Below are 19,404 nucleotides of genomic sequence, written 5' to 3' on the forward strand. Positions count from 1 at the left end.
ATCGGGCGGCGGCTAGTAAACGGTTGGGTGAAGGTTACTTATCTACACTGCTTTCGAGGTAGGTAACGGCCTGCCCGACGGTCTGGATGTTCTCCGCCTGCTCGTCCGGGATGCTGATGTCGAATTCCTTTTCGAACTCCATGATGAGCTCAACGGTGTCCAGCGAGTCGGCGCCCAGATCGTTCTGGAAACTGGCGTCAGCGGTCACCTCGGATTCATCAACGCCGAGTTTGTCGACGATGATCTGCTTAACTTTTTCTTCAATGCTTGCCATATTCTATGGTGGCTTTAGTGATTAAATGCGGCCGCAAAGAAAGCCCGAAAGCTTTACTTGCGCAAGTTCGGTGACAAATGAGCCCACCGGGGGCCCCAAATACACCAATTTGCTCGCCTAACGGCAAGGTAACACCACAACCACCGGTTTTGTGAACGGAACGTCCCCGATCCCCTAGAATCTGCCGCCCATAGTCAGGATAAAGGCATTCGTTCGGGTAATTTCCAGCGGGTCTTCACCCAGATTCCAGTAGTACTGCCCGCCCACCGTCACGGTACCGAGGTAGAGGGTGAGCCCGCCGCGTGCCGCCCAGTCGACCCCGCGATCATCGCCGGCCGGGTCATCTCCCCAGAACATACCCGGCACTACCGCGGCATGGAAGACCAAATTCAGATCAAAATCAGCGGCAAGGATTCGGTAGGCCGCCCCCAGAGGAAGGGAGAGGCGGTGGTCGCTGTATGCGCGGCCCGCTTGGTTTTCGTAGGTATTCGGACGGTAGGCGATTCCGGCGAGGGGAGCAAGTTGCCCGGCCCCGAACAGCAGGTCGACGCCCGCCAGCAGGTGATCGCCGGTATACGTTTCAAAGATGTCGGTCGGCCCCGGGAGCTGTACTTCCTGGCTGCCGGTTGCTAGTCCGATGTAGGGGTTAACTTCAATTTGCGCGAACGCGGGAGCGGTGAAAATCAGCCAAAAAGCAAGCGAGGTCAGGTAGCGAAGGGGGATCATTGCGGGGTGGATTGAGAACCGGTTGGACTAGCTGAACGTACTTTCGCACGCCCGACGTTGGGTCGGCCGGGCAATTTCTAATTTTTTGCAAAAAATAAGGCGGGTACACAATACGTTCCTTAGCCAGTAACTACACCCGTAAACTGCGGAGGCCAAGGGCCCCGACCTGTACTGGAATCTTAATCAACCTATGCAACAACTACTCCCCAAACTCATCGCCGTGGCCGTTCTCTGCGGTTTCGGACTGAACGTCAACGCCCAGCGCGCCTGCCAGGAAGGCCCCGATGGCTCAAGCGTACAACCCGGTACCGGCGCACCCTGCGTGAATACGGTAGTCTCGGCCGTCCCCTTCCTCCGGATCAACCCCGACGCCCGCGGCGGCGCGATGGGCGATGCCGGTGTTGCCCTCAGCCCGGACGCCAATGCCCTCCACTACAACGCCAGCCGACTCGCCTTTTCGGAGCAGGATATGGCACTGGGTGCCACCTACACCCCCTGGTTGCAGGCCCTCGGCCTCAATGACGTATACCTGGCATACCTCGGTGGATTTAAAAAACTGGGCGACAACCAGGCCGTCGCCGCCAGCCTCCGCTACTTCAGCCTCGGCGATATCCAGTACACCGACGACAACAACACCCCCCTCGGTACGGGCAAACCCAATGAGTTTGAGATCGCGCTGGCCTACACCCGCCTCCTCTCCGAAAACTTCGGCCTCTCCATCACCGGTAAGTACATCAACTCGAACCTGGCCTCGGGCCAGCAGTCGGGCGGACAGATCATCGAGGTGGGTCAAGCCATTGCGGCCGACATCGGAGCCAACTTCCGCAGCGAGCCCCTCGGCCCCAGTGGCAACATCCTCTCCGTTGGTGCAGCCATCACGAACATCGGAAACAAGATCACCTACACCCAGGATACGATCCGCGATTTTCTGCCCGCCAACCTCGGGATCGGCGCGGCCTACACCTTCAATCTGGATCAGTACAACCAAATTACCATTACCGCCGAAACGAACAAGCTGCTCGTGCCTACCCCCTGCGACGGTACCTCCAAGTGTAAACAGACCCAGACGGAGATCAACAACCAGTCGCCGATCAGTGGCATCTTCAGCAGCTTCAGTGATGCGCCCGACGGATTCAGCGAAGAACTGCGGGAATTCAACTTCAGCATCGGGGCGGAATACTGGTACGCCGAGCAATTCGCCCTGCGCGCCGGCTATTTCCACGAAGACCAGACCAAGGGTGGCCGCCGCTACCTCACCGCCGGTCTCGGACTGAAGTACAATATTTTCGGAATCAACCTGAGCTACCTCGTCCCCACCGGCAACCAACGCAATCCGCTCGACAACACGCTGCGGTTCAGCGTCCTCTTCGATTTCGGTGCAAACCCGGAATAAAGATCGGATACCGGCCAATTCCCCACCCATGGGGTATAAGCGCGAAATCATGGGGTTGCAACGTTAAATTTTTTAGCAGTTGACAATATTTATGGCCCGATGACCGTATATTGCAGCAGACAAACGGCCCCGGGGCCGCAGTCGACAAGAATTTTTATAACTGGGGTTTAGTTCAGGAAAGGTGTGGCACGTGTGCCACGCCTTTCTCTTTTATATATTTGGGCAACTTCGTAGCATGCCCCAACTGCTTCCCTTTCCCCAGTACCATCGCCCACCCGGTGAGGCGGTAACGGAACTTCCGGTTACCCGCAATGGCATCCGCTCGCTCACCCCCCTCCCCTTCGAGCAACAGAACGGCCCCAGCTTTCCCTTTCTACGGATAAGCGACACGCACAACGGGCATACGGTCCGGGGAGTCGCCGGCCTTTTGCCCGCCACCTACTTCGGCAACGGCACCGTGCGGCCCCACGAAAATACCCTCCTCGGACGACTGGAGCGACAGCGACGGCTGATCCGCACGGACGACGGAGCCCTCGGGAAGCCCGTCCTCCTTACCGTACCCTCCCTGAAGGAGTGGTGGAGCACCCACACGGAGGAACCAAGCGGGCAGGTCCTCCACTACCACAACAAGCGGTATCGCTACGCCCTCTCCGGCGGCTACCGGGGCCCCTCCGTGGATCTGCAGGAGATGGGCTCGCTGGTTATTGCCGACGGACACCACCGAGCCTATACGCACGCGGCGCTGGCCGTGGAGGGACTCTCTTCCTGCAACCACATTCCCGTCGTCATCATCGGGGCGGATGAGCTCCGCATCGGCACCTTCATGCGCGTGATCGACGGCATCCAGAGCCCTGAAGAGCTACTGCGTCGGTTGGCCCCACACTTTAGCATTACCCAGCTGGCCGATCCCGTACCGGTCGATTGCGGGGGGGACTGGCTGCTCAGCTACCGTGAAGCACATTATTTGCTGCGCAGGAAGGAGCAGACCGTCGGGCAGACCGACTCCGGATGGCTGAACGCCACCATCCTTGCTCCCGTGTTCGGGATCACCGATGTCCGCGCCGATATTCGCCTGGCCTACCTGGAGTGTCCCCGCCTGGTAGACGGAGTCTTTCAAATGCCCCCCGAACTTCAGTCTAAGATCAAACTGATCGGGCGCCCCATTCTACGGGAACGATTCTTCAGCGAAGTAGCCGCCGGCAGGACCCTCCCCCCCAAAAGCACCCGCTTCGAACCCCGCGTCCCCAGTGGTCTCCTGGTATGGATCCCCTAATCCCTCAACCCCCTCAATCCCTCACCCCTTCAATCCCTCACCCCTCCACCCCTCCACCCCTCCACCCCCTACTTAAACCGGATCGCCTTCACCGGATCGATCTTGGTCACGAGGTAAGAGGGAAGGATAAGAAACAGTAAAATGACCACGAAGGTGCCTACGTTCAGCCCAATGATCGTGAGCCACTCCAAGCGAATGGGAGCGACGGCGAGGTAGTAACTCTCTTCGTCGAGCTGCACGATGCCGAAGGTTTTCTGCACCCACGCCAGCCCGAGCCCGATGAGGTTACCGAGCAGCAGTCCGACTATTACGATGAAGCCGGCGTAGTACAGGAAAATTTTGCGAATATTCCAGTTGTCCTGACCGAGGGCCTTTAACGTACCGATCATATTGGTGCGCTCGAGAATGAGGATGAGCAGGGCGGTCATCATATTGATGACGGCGACCAGGACCACCAGGATGAGGATGATGATGCCGTTGTAGTCCTGAATGTCGAGCCAGTTAAAGAGCTCACGCAGCTTATTGCGGATGCTGTCGGCGTAGAGGTCCTGGGGCAGGACGTCGTAGTGGATGTAGTTGGAAAATGCGTCGAGGTCATCGATGTCGTCGAGCGCCACCTCGAAGCCGCCCACCTCATCGTCGCGCCAGTTGAGCAACCGGCGCAATTGCTTGATGTCGACAATGGCGAATTTGCTGTCGTACTCCTCCAGGCCGGTCTTGTAAATGCCGCCCACGGTGAAGGCCCGGGTCTTTTCTTCCCGCAGCCCGCTGAAGTACACGAAATCGACGCGGTCGCCCACCCCGATCTTGAGGCGGCGGGCGGTGCTGTTGGAGATCAGAATGGTGCGCGAGGTGGAATCGGGGGTGACTTCGAGGCGGTCTCCCTCGATAAGGTACTGGTCGAAATCCGACCAGGCGAAATCTTCGGCGATGCCCTTGAGCACCAGGGGCTCGGTGTCCGCCAGGCGCTCGCCCTCGTGAAAAACGGAGATGATGCCCGGCAGCAGGATGAACTGTTGGATGTGGCGGATGCCGCCCCGGGTCGTTTTTTCTTCCACTTGCTCACCACCGAAGGGATCGTTGAACTCCCGATACACGATGGAGCCGGTTTCTTTCAGCCCGGGATAAAAATCCTGTTTGGTGCTGATGGGGTAATCCGACGTCAACATGATGTCGTTGGCCGCCCGCTCCTCGGTGATGTGGATGTGGCCCCAGAAGCCGAATATTTTGACCGAGATTTCCGTTTTGAAGCCGGAGATCAGGGCGCTGGCCAGTACCATGGTTGCCATCGAGATCGCTACGGCCACTACCGCGATACCGATGATGGTGCGGCTGATGGAGCGCCCGCCACCCTTGGCGACTCCCCGGGCCAGGAACAGGGGTAAATTCATAGGGATCAAAGATAAAGCCAATCCGCCCAGCTTTCCCGGAACGGACCTTGCACCCGCGCCCCCGCCCACCCTATATTTGCCGCCCCAACCGAAAACGCAGACCCCCGCAACCCCACCCCACTTATGGATTTCATCGCCGAACTCGAATGGCGTGGCATGCTCCACCAGCTTACCCCCGGCATCCGGGAACACCTCCGGGAGCCACGGCGGGCCTACATCGGCTTTGACCCCACGGCCCCCTCGCTTACCATCGGCAACTACGTGCAGATCATGTTGCTGCTGCACTGGATGCGGGCCGGCCACCACGCGGTCGTGCTCTTCGGCGGTGCCACCGGACGCATCGGCGACCCCAGCGGACGGGACAAGGAGCGGGAAATGAAGTCCTACGAAGAACTCGACGACAATCTGAGCCACCAACAACAACAAATGGAACGGCTGCTGGGCGGGAACGCGGGAGCAATGAGCGTCGTGAACAACCTGGACTTTTACCAGGACATGAACGTGCTGCGCTTCCTGCGCGATGTGGGCCAGACGCTGACCGTGAGCTACATGATGGGTAAAGACAGCGTGCAGAAACGGCTCGACAGCGGCATGACCTTCACCGAGCTGAGCTACCAGCTGCTGCAGGGCTACGACTTTCAGCTGCTGTACGCCGACCACGGGGTGACCGTGCAGATGGGCGGATCGGACCAGTGGGGCAACATCACCAGCGGCACCGAATTCGTGCGCCGTAACCTGGAGGGGAAGGCCTTTGCCGTGACCACTCCCCTGCTCACGAAAGCGGACGGCACCAAGTTCGGCAAGAGTGCCGAGGGCAACATCTGGCTCGACGAAGAACTGACCAGCCCCTACGATTTTTACCAGTTCTGGCTGCGCAGCGACGATGCCGACGTACCGACCTACCTGAAGTACTTCTCCCTGCGCGGTAGGGAGGAAGTGCTGGCGGACTGCGCCGTCGTCGAGGCTCATTTGGCCGGTGAGGATCGCTACCGGGAGATCACCGCCATCCGCACCGCCCTGGCCGCCGAACTGACCGGGCGTATTCACGGCGGGGAGGGCCTCGCTACCGCCGAACGGGTTACCAACCTGCTGTACGGACGCGGGGCCACCGCTGAGGACCTGCGCGCGCTGGACGTCCGGGCATTCCGTTCGTTGAGTGGGAACATACCGACCTACGAACTGGACCTCAGCTTACTCCCTGCGGGAATCATGGACCTGCTGGCCGACCATACGGACATCGTGAGCAGCAAAAGCGAGGCCAAGAGGGCGGTCCAGGGCAATGCCATCAGCGTGAACAAGGAGAAAGTGAGCGAGCCGGATGCCGCCGTAACTCCGGAAATGTTGCTGCACGGACGCTACCTTTTAGTGGAGAACGGAAAGAAGAAACGGTTTTTGTTAAATCTTTCCTGAATGCGTAGCGAACAGTGCTAGCGTATTATGTTTGTACCACCGTAGCGGAATGGTGAGGATTTTCTCAGGATTCCACCAGTGATCTCTGCATATCAGAAAATCTCTCTACCTTACCCGTACGTTTGAATTTGATTTGATGCACCGACTCTTTTTTGGAGTAACTACGTACACTTAATTGAAATCGATCGTCACCTTGCTAGTTCGTGACGGTTTATCCACCTTGTCTTTTCCTGTTTTCCCGTATTACTTTTTATAAGTCACGCAAGTAATCCCGCGCCGACAACCGCTGCACGACAATCGTGCCTGGTTGTACCGGAGCCAACCTTGATCGCTCGCGCTTACAACCTGCCACCTTCCGCCCTTTAGGGCGTCTAATTTTTTATTTTTTTCTGGTCTGTTTGGCCAGGACGACACTTGAACAACACACATGAGATTTTTCTACGCAGCATTTGCTATGCTGATGACGCTACTATTAGCGTCATCGCCCCTCTCCCTTACGGCCCAATCTTCCCCTCCGCTCCGGTCCGCCGACGGCGAGTTAAGCGTACTGGCCAGTGGGCTCCCGGCCCTGAGTGGCTATTTTGTGGAAGCGTCGACGAACGAGCTATTCGCGATTAACATGGATGCCAACGTACCGTACTACTACGGGACGAGCTTTCGCGTGGATGCCGTGAGCTCCGACTGGAGCAGTCGTATTCTTTCCGGACTACGCATCGACGCCTCCTATTCCGGTCAGCAATGGGTCTATCCGGAACTCATACGCGAAGGCGGCGGTGTCAGCATACGCGCTCAATCAAACACCCTGAGTCCCGCTGGCGGACAACTCCCGGTAACCCTGGGAAAGAACGAGCAGGTGGTCATCCGGGCCGTGTGGAACGGTAGTTTTACGGTTTCCTACAGCTGGACCCTGTCGCCGGCGGGAACGGCGCAGGCCACCACCTGGATCCCCTGTGGCAACGCATTCGTGCTGGGTCGGCCGGCCCTGGGCGCGCTCTACCGAAACAACAACAGCGACAACACCTACAGCGGAAACCTGGGTGAGGTAAGGGTGAGTACCGATTATTCAGAGATCGTTACGGCCCCGGTTTCGAACGTCGCTCCCGTACTGGCCTCCATCGGCAACCTGAGGGTTACGGAAGGAAGATCCGGCACGTTCACCATTCGGGCTACGGATGCGGACGCAGGCGACCAACTGACCTTCTCGATCAGCAACAACCTGCCTGCCTTTGCCTCCCTACAGGACAACGGCGACCGTACGGCTACGTTGCGCATCAATCCATCGGTGGGTGAAGCAGGATCGTACGGCTCCATCGTCGTCTCGGTGTCCGACGGTCAACTCACCAGCGAAGAAACGATCGCCATCGTCGTAGAACCGGTTCCGGTACTGAGTTTTTCCGCAGGCTCGATCCAGGTGAATGCCCAGACGGGTGAAGCGGTGGAAAACCAGTTCGTAACCCTGAGCAGCAGCGACGGCAGCCGGCCGGCAATCACCCTGTCCGACGATCCCGATGCGTCCGAGTGGTTGGTCTTTCCGTCCGTGCCCGGCGTCGGGGAGCTGGCCTTTGGAATTCGGAACGGGCTTGCTCCCGGCTACTACAGCACCAGCATTTTTGCCATTTCCGAGGGCTACACCAGCGCAGAATTATTTATCGAACTACGGGTGACGGAAGTAAGTGGAACGCCGCGGATCACGGGGGTCTCTCCCCGCAACGGCGCCCTCAATGTGCCGACCACCACCTCGGTTTCCGCCAATGAACTTTCCCTGCCGAACGGACGGGACGGCATCTTCGGCGTCGACAACAATTCGATCGGCAACCAGACGGTGCAGCTCTTCAAGTTGCCGGGCGCAAACCTGGTTCCCACTACGGCCAACGGTACCGGCGGCGGCGACGCCATCAACCTCACGCCCTTGCTTCCTCTCGAACCCAACACCACTTACCGATTCGTGGTGGATGGAGTCCGCGACCTTACCGGGGTAGCCTTTGAACGCTTCGAATCTACCTTTACGACCAGCGCCGGAAGCACCGGCGGCGGCGGCGACCTCGACGCGGTATCCTTCACCAATGCCGGTAACGTAGCGACCAGCGCGCTGTACACGTCGCTGACGATCGGTCCCGACGGCCTCTTTTACGGCCTCACGATCCGGGGCACCATCGACCGCTGGACCATCGCCGAAGACGGCACCCTCTCCGATAAATTTACCATCACGACCCTCACCGACATCTACGGCGAGCGTTCGGCCGTCGGCTTCACCTTTGCTCCCGGCGCTACGGCGGAGAACCTGGTCGCCTTCGTAAGCCACAGCAGCAGCAGCCTGACGAATGCGCCGGCCTGGGACAACAAGATCAGTCAGCTCCGTGGTCCCGCCCTCGGCAGTGAAGCCCTCGTGGTCACCAACTTGCCCCGTTCGCGGCGCGATCACCTGACCAACAGCATTGTATTCCGCCCCGGCGAACCCGAGGTACTCTACTTCAACCAGGGCAGCAATACGGCGGGAGGTGCCCCCGACAACAGTTGGGGCAACCGGAAGGAACGCCTGCTCTCCGCGGCCACCCTGCGCCTCGACCTGAACAAACTGCCCGAAAGTGCCTGGCCGCTCGACGCCAAGACGACGATGAACGCCGCGGCGATCAATAGCGCCGACGTCAATTCTCCCACCCTGGGCAGCGGTACCGGCACCTACGTGGAGGCCAATCAGACCTTCCCGGACGACGGAACCTACAATCCCTATTACCGGGATGCCCCCCTGACGCTCTTCGCTACCGGTGTGCGTAACGCCTACGACCTGGTTTGGCACTCCAACGGACAGTTGTACATCCCCACCAACGGCACCGCCGGTGGCAGCAATGCACCGCCCTCCCTGCACGGCGCCCGCCGCCCCGACGGCAGCTTCTATGATTACGAAGATCCATCCGGAAACTACCCCGTAGTACCCGCCGCCAACGGAAACAATACCCAGCGCGACTGGCTCTTTCGGGTCAATCCCGCTTCTGGAATCGGCTATTACGGACACCCCAACCCACTGCGGGGCGAATTCGTGCTTAACCGCGGTCCGATCGACGTCGAGAACTATCCCGGCACGGTTATTCCGGACGTAAACTTCCGGGGCGCAGCCTTCGATTTTGAATTCAACAAGTCGCCCAACGGCGTGATCGAGTACCGCAGCAACGCCGAGAACGGCAATCTCCGGGGTGCTCTCCTCGTGTGCCGCTATAGTGGAGGGAGTGACATTATCGCATTGGTACCGGACGGACCGAACGGAGATATCCTTACGGCGAAGACGGGCATTCCCGGCTTCACCGGGTTTACCGATCCCCTGGATATTATCGAGGATCCCACCACGGGAAATCTGTACGTGTCGGATTTCGGTACCCAGTCCATCATCCTGTTGCAGCCCAGCAATCAGGCGGTACCTAGACCATTCGTGACCCTGAACCCCAATCAGGTGATTGCGGACGAGATCGTAGGTTCTCCCTCGGGTGAGTCGACGACTGTCTTCGTCGCCAATACGGGCAATGCCGCACTCGAAGGAGCTACGGCCTCACTTACCGGTCCCGATGCGGACCAGTTTACCCTGAATGCCAGCGGACTCACCTCCCTGCTCGATGTTAACAGCACCGCCTCGGTAACCGTCACCTTCAGCCCGACCAGCGCCGGAGCCAAGGCAGCAACGCTAACCGTCACGGGCACTAACGCGGAGCCCACCTCCATTCAGCTGCGCGGATTAGGGAAGAACGGTACCGGAGGTTCGAATGAGCCCTCGCTTCAACAAATTTTCGACACCTACGGACTGGCCGTCGCGGTAGGCGATCAGAATGCCGCTACCAGTACCATAGAATTGGGTGCCGGCCGGACGTACAACGACCTGCTCGGTGACGAAGTGGAACTCCAGCAGTTCCAGCGGGCGACCGGCGGCCCCGTCAGCGTCGAGGTACTCGCGGTCTTCGGCCCGGAAACCACCAACCCCATCGTCAATTTTGGGTGGCACGAAAGCGGCAGCACGCAATCGCATACTGAGGTTTTCCGCATTGCCAACACCACCACCGGCAACGGACAAACTTTGAATCCGGAGATCACCGGGGAGACGACCTTTAATCCCGGACAGCTCACCTTCGGCTTCTACACCGAGTGGCCCGCCCTGGACAACCGCAAGGTCTACGGCGAGGACGCCCTCAATACCTTCAGCGGCGCGGTGCCCCACCACGTCAGGGCGTACGAGGTACCTGGAGAGGACAACGCCTATATTCTGGCGATCGAGGAGCTCGGAACCGGATACGATTACCAGGATTTGGTCGTCATCGTCCGCAATGTCGCTCCCGCCGGAGCGCCGTTGGTATCCGTTACTCCCGGCGAACTGATCTTCGAAACCACGGTCAATACCCAGGGAACTCAGACGCAAACCAAAACCGTAACCATCACCAACGAGGGTCGCACCGATCTGGTCATCGATGCGGTAAGCCTGACCGGCGCCTTTGCCGACCAGTTCACCTTCATTGGACCTTCGCCACTTACCCTTGCACCTGCGTCCGCGCAACAGTATGCCGTAACGTTCGCTCCCGACCTCGACCAGACCAACCTGGGTCATCAGGAGGCCGCACTGAGTTTTGAGGGTGCCGGCTCCGATGCGAGCAACTTCGCGGTGGGCCTGCACGGACTTAAGAAAACGGGTTACGAGGGCAGCAGCGAACCGCCCCTACAGGAGGTGGTCGACGCACTCGGAATCGGCATCGACGTCGGCTGGACCACCCTGTCAAACACCACCAGTGCTGCACCCCAGGGACAGGAGGTGATTGCTCCCATGTTCGTGGCTGCCGGCACGGGTAGCGTAGGCATCACGTCGGTAGCCCGCTACTCTCCCGCGGAAGTGCTGCCGTTCGGCTGGTACACCAATACGGACGGGACCATCACCACCAATGAGGTGGGCGTGCAGGCAAACGGCCTGGCCAATGCCCAAACCCTCTTTCCGGCCCTGGCTTCCGGTACGACCAGCTTCGACCCTCAGGGTGCCACTTTCGGCTTTTTCGTGGAATCGAAGTCGTTTAACCGCTTCAACTACACGGAGGACGCCCTTAATACCGGCGTGGCTCACCGTACCCGCGTCTATCCGGTCCGCGACCGACAAGGGTTCATCGTGGACAACAGCTACCTCGTGTGTTTTGAGGACGCTACCAACGGGGATTACCAGGACTACGTCTTCGTCGTAACCAACGTAAAACCTGCCGGGGCGGGTGCGCAGGTGCTGACGTTTGCACCGAACAGCATTGACATTCAGGCAGCGCGCGGACAAGTTTCCACCACCGCCGGAACCATCATCAGCGGCAGTACCGACCTGGCCGGAAGCCAGATCACGCTCAGCAGCAGCGAGCCGTGGGTGGTACTTCCCCAGAACGTCGTGGCGGACGAACCGCTTGAATTTGCCGTAAATGCCTTTAACCTGGAGAATGGAGAATACGCAGCTACCGTCACGGCTTCCGCGCCCGGATTTGCGCCGGCCTTCCTGCGGGTTAATGCCACCGTATCTGAATCCGTTCTTTTCTCGGCCAAGATCAACTTCCAGGACAACACCTTCGATCCGCCTACCGGTTACGTAGCCGATGTCGGCGCAGCGTACGGTATTCGCACGGGGGGCCGATCGTTCGGCTGGATCGATCCCGCTACCGGAGACCCGCTGGACAACTTCATTAGTGCGCGGGGTGCCGGTCGTGGCGTGACCCCCAACAGTACGGACGAAGACAAGCTCCTGCGTTCGTTCAGCATGTTCGACCAGGTAGACCTGAACCCCCGGGCACCCCGGGACTGGGAGATCGCCGTACCCAACGGAAGCTACCGTGTGGAAATTGCGGCGGGAGACCCCCAGTACTTCGACAGTCGGCATACCATTCGCGCCGAAGGGGTTACGCTCATCGAGGATTTCAAGCCTTCCACTAGCGACGTACGGCGCACCGGTTCCGGCATCGTAAAGGTGCTCGACGGCAAGCTGACCCTGGACGACATAGGTGCCACCGCCACCGGCAATTCCAAGATCATCTACATCAGCCTGGTACGGATCGACGGGGACCAGACCCTGCCGACCATCGTCGCGGACCTCAGCGGAAACCAGCAGGCCGACGGCAGTTACCGGGGCAGTGCAACGGTGACCTTGAATGCTCAGGATAACTCGAACAGTGGCGGCATTGCCTCGCTGCGCTACAGCGTAAACGGGGGGACTTTCACCAACTATGCAACCCCGGTAGTGCTAACCCTTCCGAATGGCGTAGACTCTTACGACTATCGATTGACCGCGGAGGCCACCGACCGGCGAGGCAACATTGCCAGGGAGGAAGTGAGCCTCACCGTTGTCCGCGCGAGCGGTGCCATTGCACGCATCGAGAACATGACGAAAGTTCCCGGCACTAACCGCGGCTTTCCGGCGGAGGACTTCTTCTCCTTCCACTACAACAACATGGTCAAGCTGTTTAACGGCTCGCGTCCGAACGTGCACGACCGCAACGTGGTGAGAATCCACAACGACGGTACCGCCCCGCTGTTGATCAGCGAGCTGACCACTTCCAATACGGAAGTTTTCGTGATCACCGACCTGGAGGTGCCGGCCGGCGGGCTTACCGTCGCACCGGGTGCCTACGTCGATGCGACCGTGGAGTTCATTTCGCGTGATCTTCCCGACCGTACCATACTGCTGACCGAGCAACTCGTACTAGCCTCGAATGCGGACAACGCCCAGAGTGTTTCCGCTACTTTCCGGGGCTCGTACATGCTCTACATCGAGGGCAACAACGAGATGACCAACCAGCAGATCTTCGAGGTGCTGGGCTTCAAAACCGAAATGGGTCGTGAGGGAGGACGCTACGTCGTGTATCCCAGCTCCGACTACCCCAGCGACGAGCAGGTAGCTTCGGGTGCGGAGGGCAGCATGATCTTGTCCAAATACTTCGTACAGGCCGATGCCTCCCAGCCGGTGAGGATGATTCAGCTGGCCGGTTTCCACGGTCCTGGAGGTGCGCCCACTCAACTGCGCAACAGCAGCAACCAGATTGTTTCGGGTATGAACTTTGACCACGGTACGCTGAATTTCCAGACCATTCTGCCGAAGGCGTCGAATACTTCTTCCGTTCTCGCGGGGGACGCCGCCAGCAGCATTTCGTCTCCGTTCCAGATCGTAATGGCCTATTACCGTACTACGGGCGGTAACACTTCCGGCAACCTGTCCGATCAGATTCTGGGCGTTCGTGTGTACAAAGCGATTGATCGCTTCGGTAAGGTCATCCCGAACGAGTACATCATGCTCCAGGATTACATTGGGAATGGATGCGCCGCCGGTTCCGGAAACTGTGACTGGCAGGATAACGTGGCCTACATCATCAACGCACGTCCGCTCAATCAGCCGACCGCCTCCTCGATCGCCAATCTCACGATCGACCCCGCGGTTGCCCGCAACTACCCGATTGCCGGTTCGTTCGACAAGGGATACCCCGGCAACCGACTCACCTACACCGCCCGACTCACCAATGGCTCGGATATACCGTCGTGGATCGAACTGAACGACCTCACCGGTGAGTTCACCATGAACGCACCCTACAGTGCGGCCAACCAGAACTTACAGATCCGGGTAACGGCAACCGACTACAACGAAGTAGCCGTGAGCAGCACCTTTACCCTCTCCGTCACGGGCAGCCAGTCCGATTGTACGGTCGACGCAAACGCCGACGGACAGCCCAAGGTCCTGTTCTGCGACGGAGGAAACGTCATGCTGAACGGGTATGCCGCCACCGGTATCTACAAGTGGACGGGCCCCAACGGCTTCACCTCCACGGCCAAGAACCCGGTAGTGACCCAGGCCGGAACGTACACCCTTACCTCGGAAAGGATTCTGTACGGCAGTTGCCCGAACGTCAGCACCGTAACGGTAACGGAAGATTTCGGTAACGCACCGAGCCTGACCGTCAGCAGCCCCTCCACTACCCTTACCTGTACGGTAGGCGCACTGGAGTTGACGGCCGTTTCCGCCGCCGTCTCACCCAGCTTCTCCTGGTACGACGGTACCCGCCTGATCTCCACCTCCCGCAAACTGGTAGTAACCAAAACCGGTACCTACAGCCTTACGGCAACGGGTACCGACGGCTGCCGCGCTACGACAACGGTGACCATTACGGAAGACCTTACCCCGCCCAGTGCCGGTAACGGCGGCAGCATCACGGCCTGTCGATTGGACGGCACCATCGATCTGTTCGCACGACTGTCCGCCTTCGGGGGAGTCCCCCAGGCCGGAGGTCGGTGGTCAATGTACGGTGCGCCGGTAGCGGGAATGTTAGACCTCACTACTGCTTTGTCGGGAGTCTACACCTATACGGTCGGTGGCAACGCCGGTTGTACGGAAGTAACTTCGGAACTGACCGTGATTCTCACGGAAAGTGAACTGTATTACCGCGATGCGGACGGTGACGGCTTCGGCGATGCCGGAGTGTCCATTCCGCTGTGTAGCCCCCGGGCCGGGTACGTAAGCAACGACAAAGACTGTAACGACGGTGATGCCGCCACCCATCCGGGAGCCACCGAAACCTGCAACGGCGTCGACAACAACTGCGACGGCGCAATTGACGAAGGGACCGCTTGTTCCTCCGGTGCCGTGGCAATCCGCATCAACGCCGGCGGTCCGAGCACTACTTTCCAGGGCCATACCTTCTCGGCGGACCAGTACTACCGCGAGGGCACGACCTACACCAACGACAACGTGAACCTTCCGTCCATCTATAAGTCGGAGCGCACGGCGGGTGACCCATACCGGCTTCGGTACCGCGTTCCCCTCGAGAACGGCGACTACATTGTCCGGCTACACTTTGCCGAAATCTACTGGGGTGCCCCCGGTGGCGGTTCCGGTGGAAGCGGCAAACGCATCTTCGACGTAACCCTGGAAGGCAGACGAGTCATCAACGACTACGATATTACTGCCGACGTCGGCGCGGTAACGGCCGTGGTGAAAGAGTTCAGGATCACCAATACCAATGAGCGCTTCGACCTGGATCTGAATGCGGCGAGCTCGGTAGGTGGAGTCAATCAACCGAAGATCTCGGCGATCGAGATCCTCAGCCCCGGTTCGACCGGTCCGAATACGGTACCCGTTGCCGTGGCTACGGTTGATCCGATTTCCGGCTCCGCTCCCCTGTCCGTTAACCTGGACGGCACGGCTTCCTACGACACCAACGGCAGCATTGCCAACTACGCCTGGAGCTGGAACGGCGGCTCGGCAAGCGGACCGAGTGCACGGGTGACCTTTGCGGAGGGCACGTATGCCATCACGCTTACCGTGACCGACAACGGCGGCAGCCAGGATGCAACCGTATCCAACCTCACCGTTGGCCGCACCGTCATCGACAACGATGAGGATGGCGTGGAGGACAGTCTAGACAATTGCCCGACGGTCTACAATCCGGACCAGAACCTTCGAACCTACTATGCCGACACCGACGGTGATGGCTACGGCGACCCGAGTACCGCAGTAACCACCTGTGAAGCGCCGGCGGGGTACGTTGACAACAACCTAGATAATTGTCCCACCTTCGCATCCAGCAACCTCACCGATTCGGACGGCGACGGCCTCGGTGATGCCTGCGATACCGACGACGATAACGATTCGGTAGCCGACGGCGACGATTGCGCGCCCCTGGACGACCAAATCGGAGCGGCACAACTCTACTACGGAGACAGCGATGGCGATGGCTTCGGCGATCTAACCCAGGTGATCCTATCCTGTACCCAACCAGCAGGCTACGTGACCAATGGTACGGACAACTGCCCGGCGACCTATAATCCCGACCAGCTCGACGCCGATAACAACGGCCGGGGCGACGCGTGTGACGGGACCATAGTTGCTAAAACGTCTTTCTGGCTGGAAGCGGAGTGTGGTCAGGTAGGTGCGGTCTGGACTACGGGGAGCGATCCGCTCGCCTCCGGTACACAGTACGTGCATGCTCCGGATTACAAGGATCTGGTCAATATACCCGCGGACGTTGCCGCCAACCGCGTTCGCTTTGCCTTCGACCGGGCGCAGGCGGGTAACTACACCCTGTTTGCCCGGATCTCCGCCAAGGACCCCGACAGCGATTCTTACTGGGTCAGAGTCAATGGTGGAGCCTGGTTTAAGTGGTCGGGCGGCATCACCGTTGACAACCTCTTTAACTGGAACAAGATGCCGATTGCCGTTCCGTTACTGGCCGGAGTCAACAGCATCGATTTCGCCTGGCGTGAGGGAGCCGCCAAGCTGGATAAGCTACACCTGAACCTTACCGGTCTACCACCCGTCGGTCTGGGTGAAGCAGCCACCAATTGCGGCGCTGGCGTCAATCAGCTTCCCGTCGCAGTCGCTTCCGCATCCGAAACGGAAGGCGCGGCACCGCTGAGTGTAGTACTTAACGGCACCTCCTCCTACGACACCGATGGTTCCGTGGTCACCTACGCCTGGACCTGGGCCGGCGGCTCCGCTACCGGACCTACTCCCCGCGTCGTATTTCCCGCCGGCACCTATGTGGTCACCCTCACCGCGATCGACGATCGCGGCGGTGCCGGCACCTCGACCGTAAACGTAAGCGCGCTCGATGCCAATGTCGATACCGACCAGGATGGAATACCCGACGCAGCGGACAACTGTCCCACGGTGTACAATCCCGAACAATCTCTACCGGTGTACTACGCCGATCGGGACGGAGACGGACTGGGGGACCCGAACGATGTCATCGAGGCTTGCTCCCAACCGGCAGGTTACGTGACGAACGACGACGACAACTGCCCCACAGTGAATAGTCAGGACCTGACCGATACGGACGGAGATGGACTGGGAGATCTCTGTGATGACGATGACGACGACGACGGTGTGGCGGATGCGCAGGATTGTGCCCCCCTCGACGACCAGATCGGTGCCGGACTCCGGTACTACAGCGACGAGGACGGTGACGGGTACGGTGATCCCGGCCGTAGCATCCGGTCCTGTGCCCAGCCGGCGGGATACGTCCTGGACAATACCGACAACTGCCCGTACGAAGCCAATGCCGACCAACTCGACAGCGACGGCAATGGAGTAGGTGATGCCTGTGAGGGCGTCGTGTACACCAAGCGGTCCTTCTGGCTCGAAGCCGAATGCAGCCAAGTGGGCAGCGCATGGACCGTGACGGCCGATGCGGACGCCTCCAACGGCGAATTTGCTTTCGCTCCCGGTAAGCGTTCGATGACGGTTCCACCGGCGGACGAAGCTGCGAACCACCTGCGGTTTGTCTTCGACGACGCCGAGGCCGGCAGCTACGACCTCTTCGCTCGAATCTCATCACTGGACCCCGACAACGACTCCTACTGGGTCCGGGTCAACGGTGGAGACTGGTACAAATGGTCCGGCGGAATCGTGGTCGACAACTCCTTCCACTGGAACAGGATGCGGGTGAAGGTTACCCTCTCCCAGGGCATCAACGTAGTGGACTTCGCATGGCGCGAAGGTGGCTCGAAGCTGGATAAGTTGTTCCTTACCCTCGACGCTGCTACACCCACCGGAATGGGTGCGGAGGCAGCGAACTGCGGCGTGACCGTTAATCTACCCCCGGTTGCGCGGGCGTCCAGCTCGGCGACCGGCGGGGAAGCTCCCCTGGTGGTAGACTTGGACGGCACTGCATCAACGGATTCCGACGGAAGCATCACTTCCTACGATTGGAACTGGGCAGGCGAACAAGCTTCCGGAGCTACCCCGCGGGTGACCTTCGGAGCAGGAACGCACTCCATAACGCTCACCGTTACCGACGATGAGGGCGCCACGGCGACCGACGTGCTCACCCTGGAAGTGTTCGATCCCGAACTCGACACCGACGGGGATGGCGTGACGGACGCATTCGACAATTGCCCCACCGTTCCCAACCCCGACCAGCAACTGTTCACCTTCTACGCAGACTTCGATGGGGATGGCCTCGGCGATCCGAACGATAGCGTGCAGACTTGCGAGCAGCCCGCGGATTACGTTACCGACGCGACCGATAACTGTCCTTCCATTTATTCTTTGGATACGACCGATAGCGACGGGGACGGCATCGGCGATGCCTGTGACGACTTTGATGGCGTGAGTGTCAATTACTCCTTCGAAGCGGAATGCGCGAGCTTAGGTAGCGGATGGCGAGTGGAGCAGTCCACCACCGCATCCCAGGGCCAGTACATTAACTTCATCGGCAGTGCCAACTATACTGTTCCGGCAGCCACCGTTCCGGCCCAGGAAGCAACCTTCTCGTTCGATGTAGCGGAAGCCGCTACTTACTTCCTTTACCTGCGCGTAAGTGCGCCGGATGGTGGCCGAAATTCCCTGTGGATACAGATCGATGGTGGCCCCTGGATCAAGTTCTGGAAAGAGGATACTGGGTCGCAACTGTTGACTACCGGATTCGAGTGGAGAAAAGTAAACGACGATGCCCAACCGGTTTCGTTCGACTTCACTCCCGGGAACCACACCGTCACGGTGGCCAACCGTGAACCGGGTACTACCCTCGACAAGGTGTTCCTATCGACCAGCGGCACGCCTCCAACTGGGACCGGCGAGGCAGCTAGCAATTGCGGTAGCCCAACTGCTCTCCAGTCTAACGAACTGCAGCGGCCCGACCCCTTCCTGACCAGCAGCAAGCGAGGCAGTACGGATGCGCCGACCGCACTCGAACTCTATCCCAATCCCGCCGTCGACGAGCTTACGCTCGAGCTCAGCAGTGAGTACGAGGGCCGAGTGGAAGTGTACCTCACCGATATGACCGGCCGCACGGTACAACGCCTGCGCTTCGATAAATCGGCAGTTGAGCTTCGTGCCGAGATTGGTGTGGGGAATTTACCCAGCGGCGTCTACCGCTTGCGGGTAATTGAGGGCGACCGTCAGATCGTGCAGCCTTTCGTTAAAATGTAGTGGCACCTCCACACACTATTCCCGTGT

The 19,404-nt window shown here is 59.6% G+C and carries 7 protein-coding genes; 4 read left to right on the forward strand and 3 right to left on the reverse strand.

Annotated elements, in window-relative coordinates; translation table 11 throughout:
* Positions 1-34: 34 nt before the first annotated feature.
* Complete coding sequence (locus tag GGR28_RS09520) at positions 35-274, reverse strand: acyl carrier protein (protein ID WP_183495552.1); 240 nt, start codon at positions 272-274, stop codon at positions 35-37.
* Positions 275-448: 174 nt separating this feature from the next.
* Positions 449-1,000, reverse strand: coding sequence for a hypothetical protein (locus GGR28_RS09525; RefSeq protein WP_183495553.1), 552 nt, complete (start codon positions 998-1,000; stop codon positions 449-451).
* A 190-nt stretch (positions 1,001-1,190) separates the two neighbouring features.
* Between GGR28_RS09525 and porV the strand changes: the two genes are divergently transcribed.
* Both porV and GGR28_RS09535 read left to right on the forward strand, forming a co-directional pair.
* Complete coding sequence (gene porV, locus GGR28_RS09530) at positions 1,191-2,393, forward strand: type IX secretion system outer membrane channel protein PorV (RefSeq protein ID WP_183495554.1); 1,203 nt, start codon at positions 1,191-1,193, stop codon at positions 2,391-2,393.
* A gap of 235 nt (positions 2,394-2,628) precedes the next feature.
* A complete protein-coding gene (locus tag GGR28_RS09535) occupies positions 2,629-3,666 on the forward strand; it encodes a DUF1015 family protein (protein ID WP_183495555.1) in 1,038 nt (345 codons plus the stop codon).
* A 68-nt stretch (positions 3,667-3,734) separates the two neighbouring features.
* Here the strand turns inward: GGR28_RS09535 and GGR28_RS09540 are convergent, their stop codons facing one another.
* Positions 3,735-5,057, reverse strand: a complete 1,323-nt coding sequence (locus GGR28_RS09540; RefSeq protein ID WP_183495556.1) for an ABC transporter permease — start codon at positions 5,055-5,057, stop codon at positions 3,735-3,737.
* A gap of 123 nt (positions 5,058-5,180) precedes the next feature.
* Here GGR28_RS09540 and tyrS point away from each other — a divergent pair, with 123 nt between their 5' ends.
* Together tyrS and GGR28_RS09550 are read left to right on the forward strand one after the other, a co-directional pair.
* On the forward strand, positions 5,181-6,467 hold the full coding sequence (gene tyrS, locus GGR28_RS09545; RefSeq protein ID WP_183495557.1) for a tyrosine--tRNA ligase: 1,287 nt from the start codon (positions 5,181-5,183) through the stop codon (positions 6,465-6,467).
* A gap of 427 nt (positions 6,468-6,894) precedes the next feature.
* Positions 6,895-19,377, forward strand: a complete 12,483-nt coding sequence (locus GGR28_RS09550) for a malectin domain-containing carbohydrate-binding protein (protein ID WP_183495558.1) — start codon at positions 6,895-6,897, stop codon at positions 19,375-19,377.
* Positions 19,378-19,404: the final 27 nt, after the last annotated feature.

It is taken from the genome of Neolewinella aquimaris, assembly GCF_014197245.1.
Taxonomy (GTDB): Bacteria; Bacteroidota; Bacteroidia; order Chitinophagales; family Saprospiraceae; genus Neolewinella; species Neolewinella aquimaris.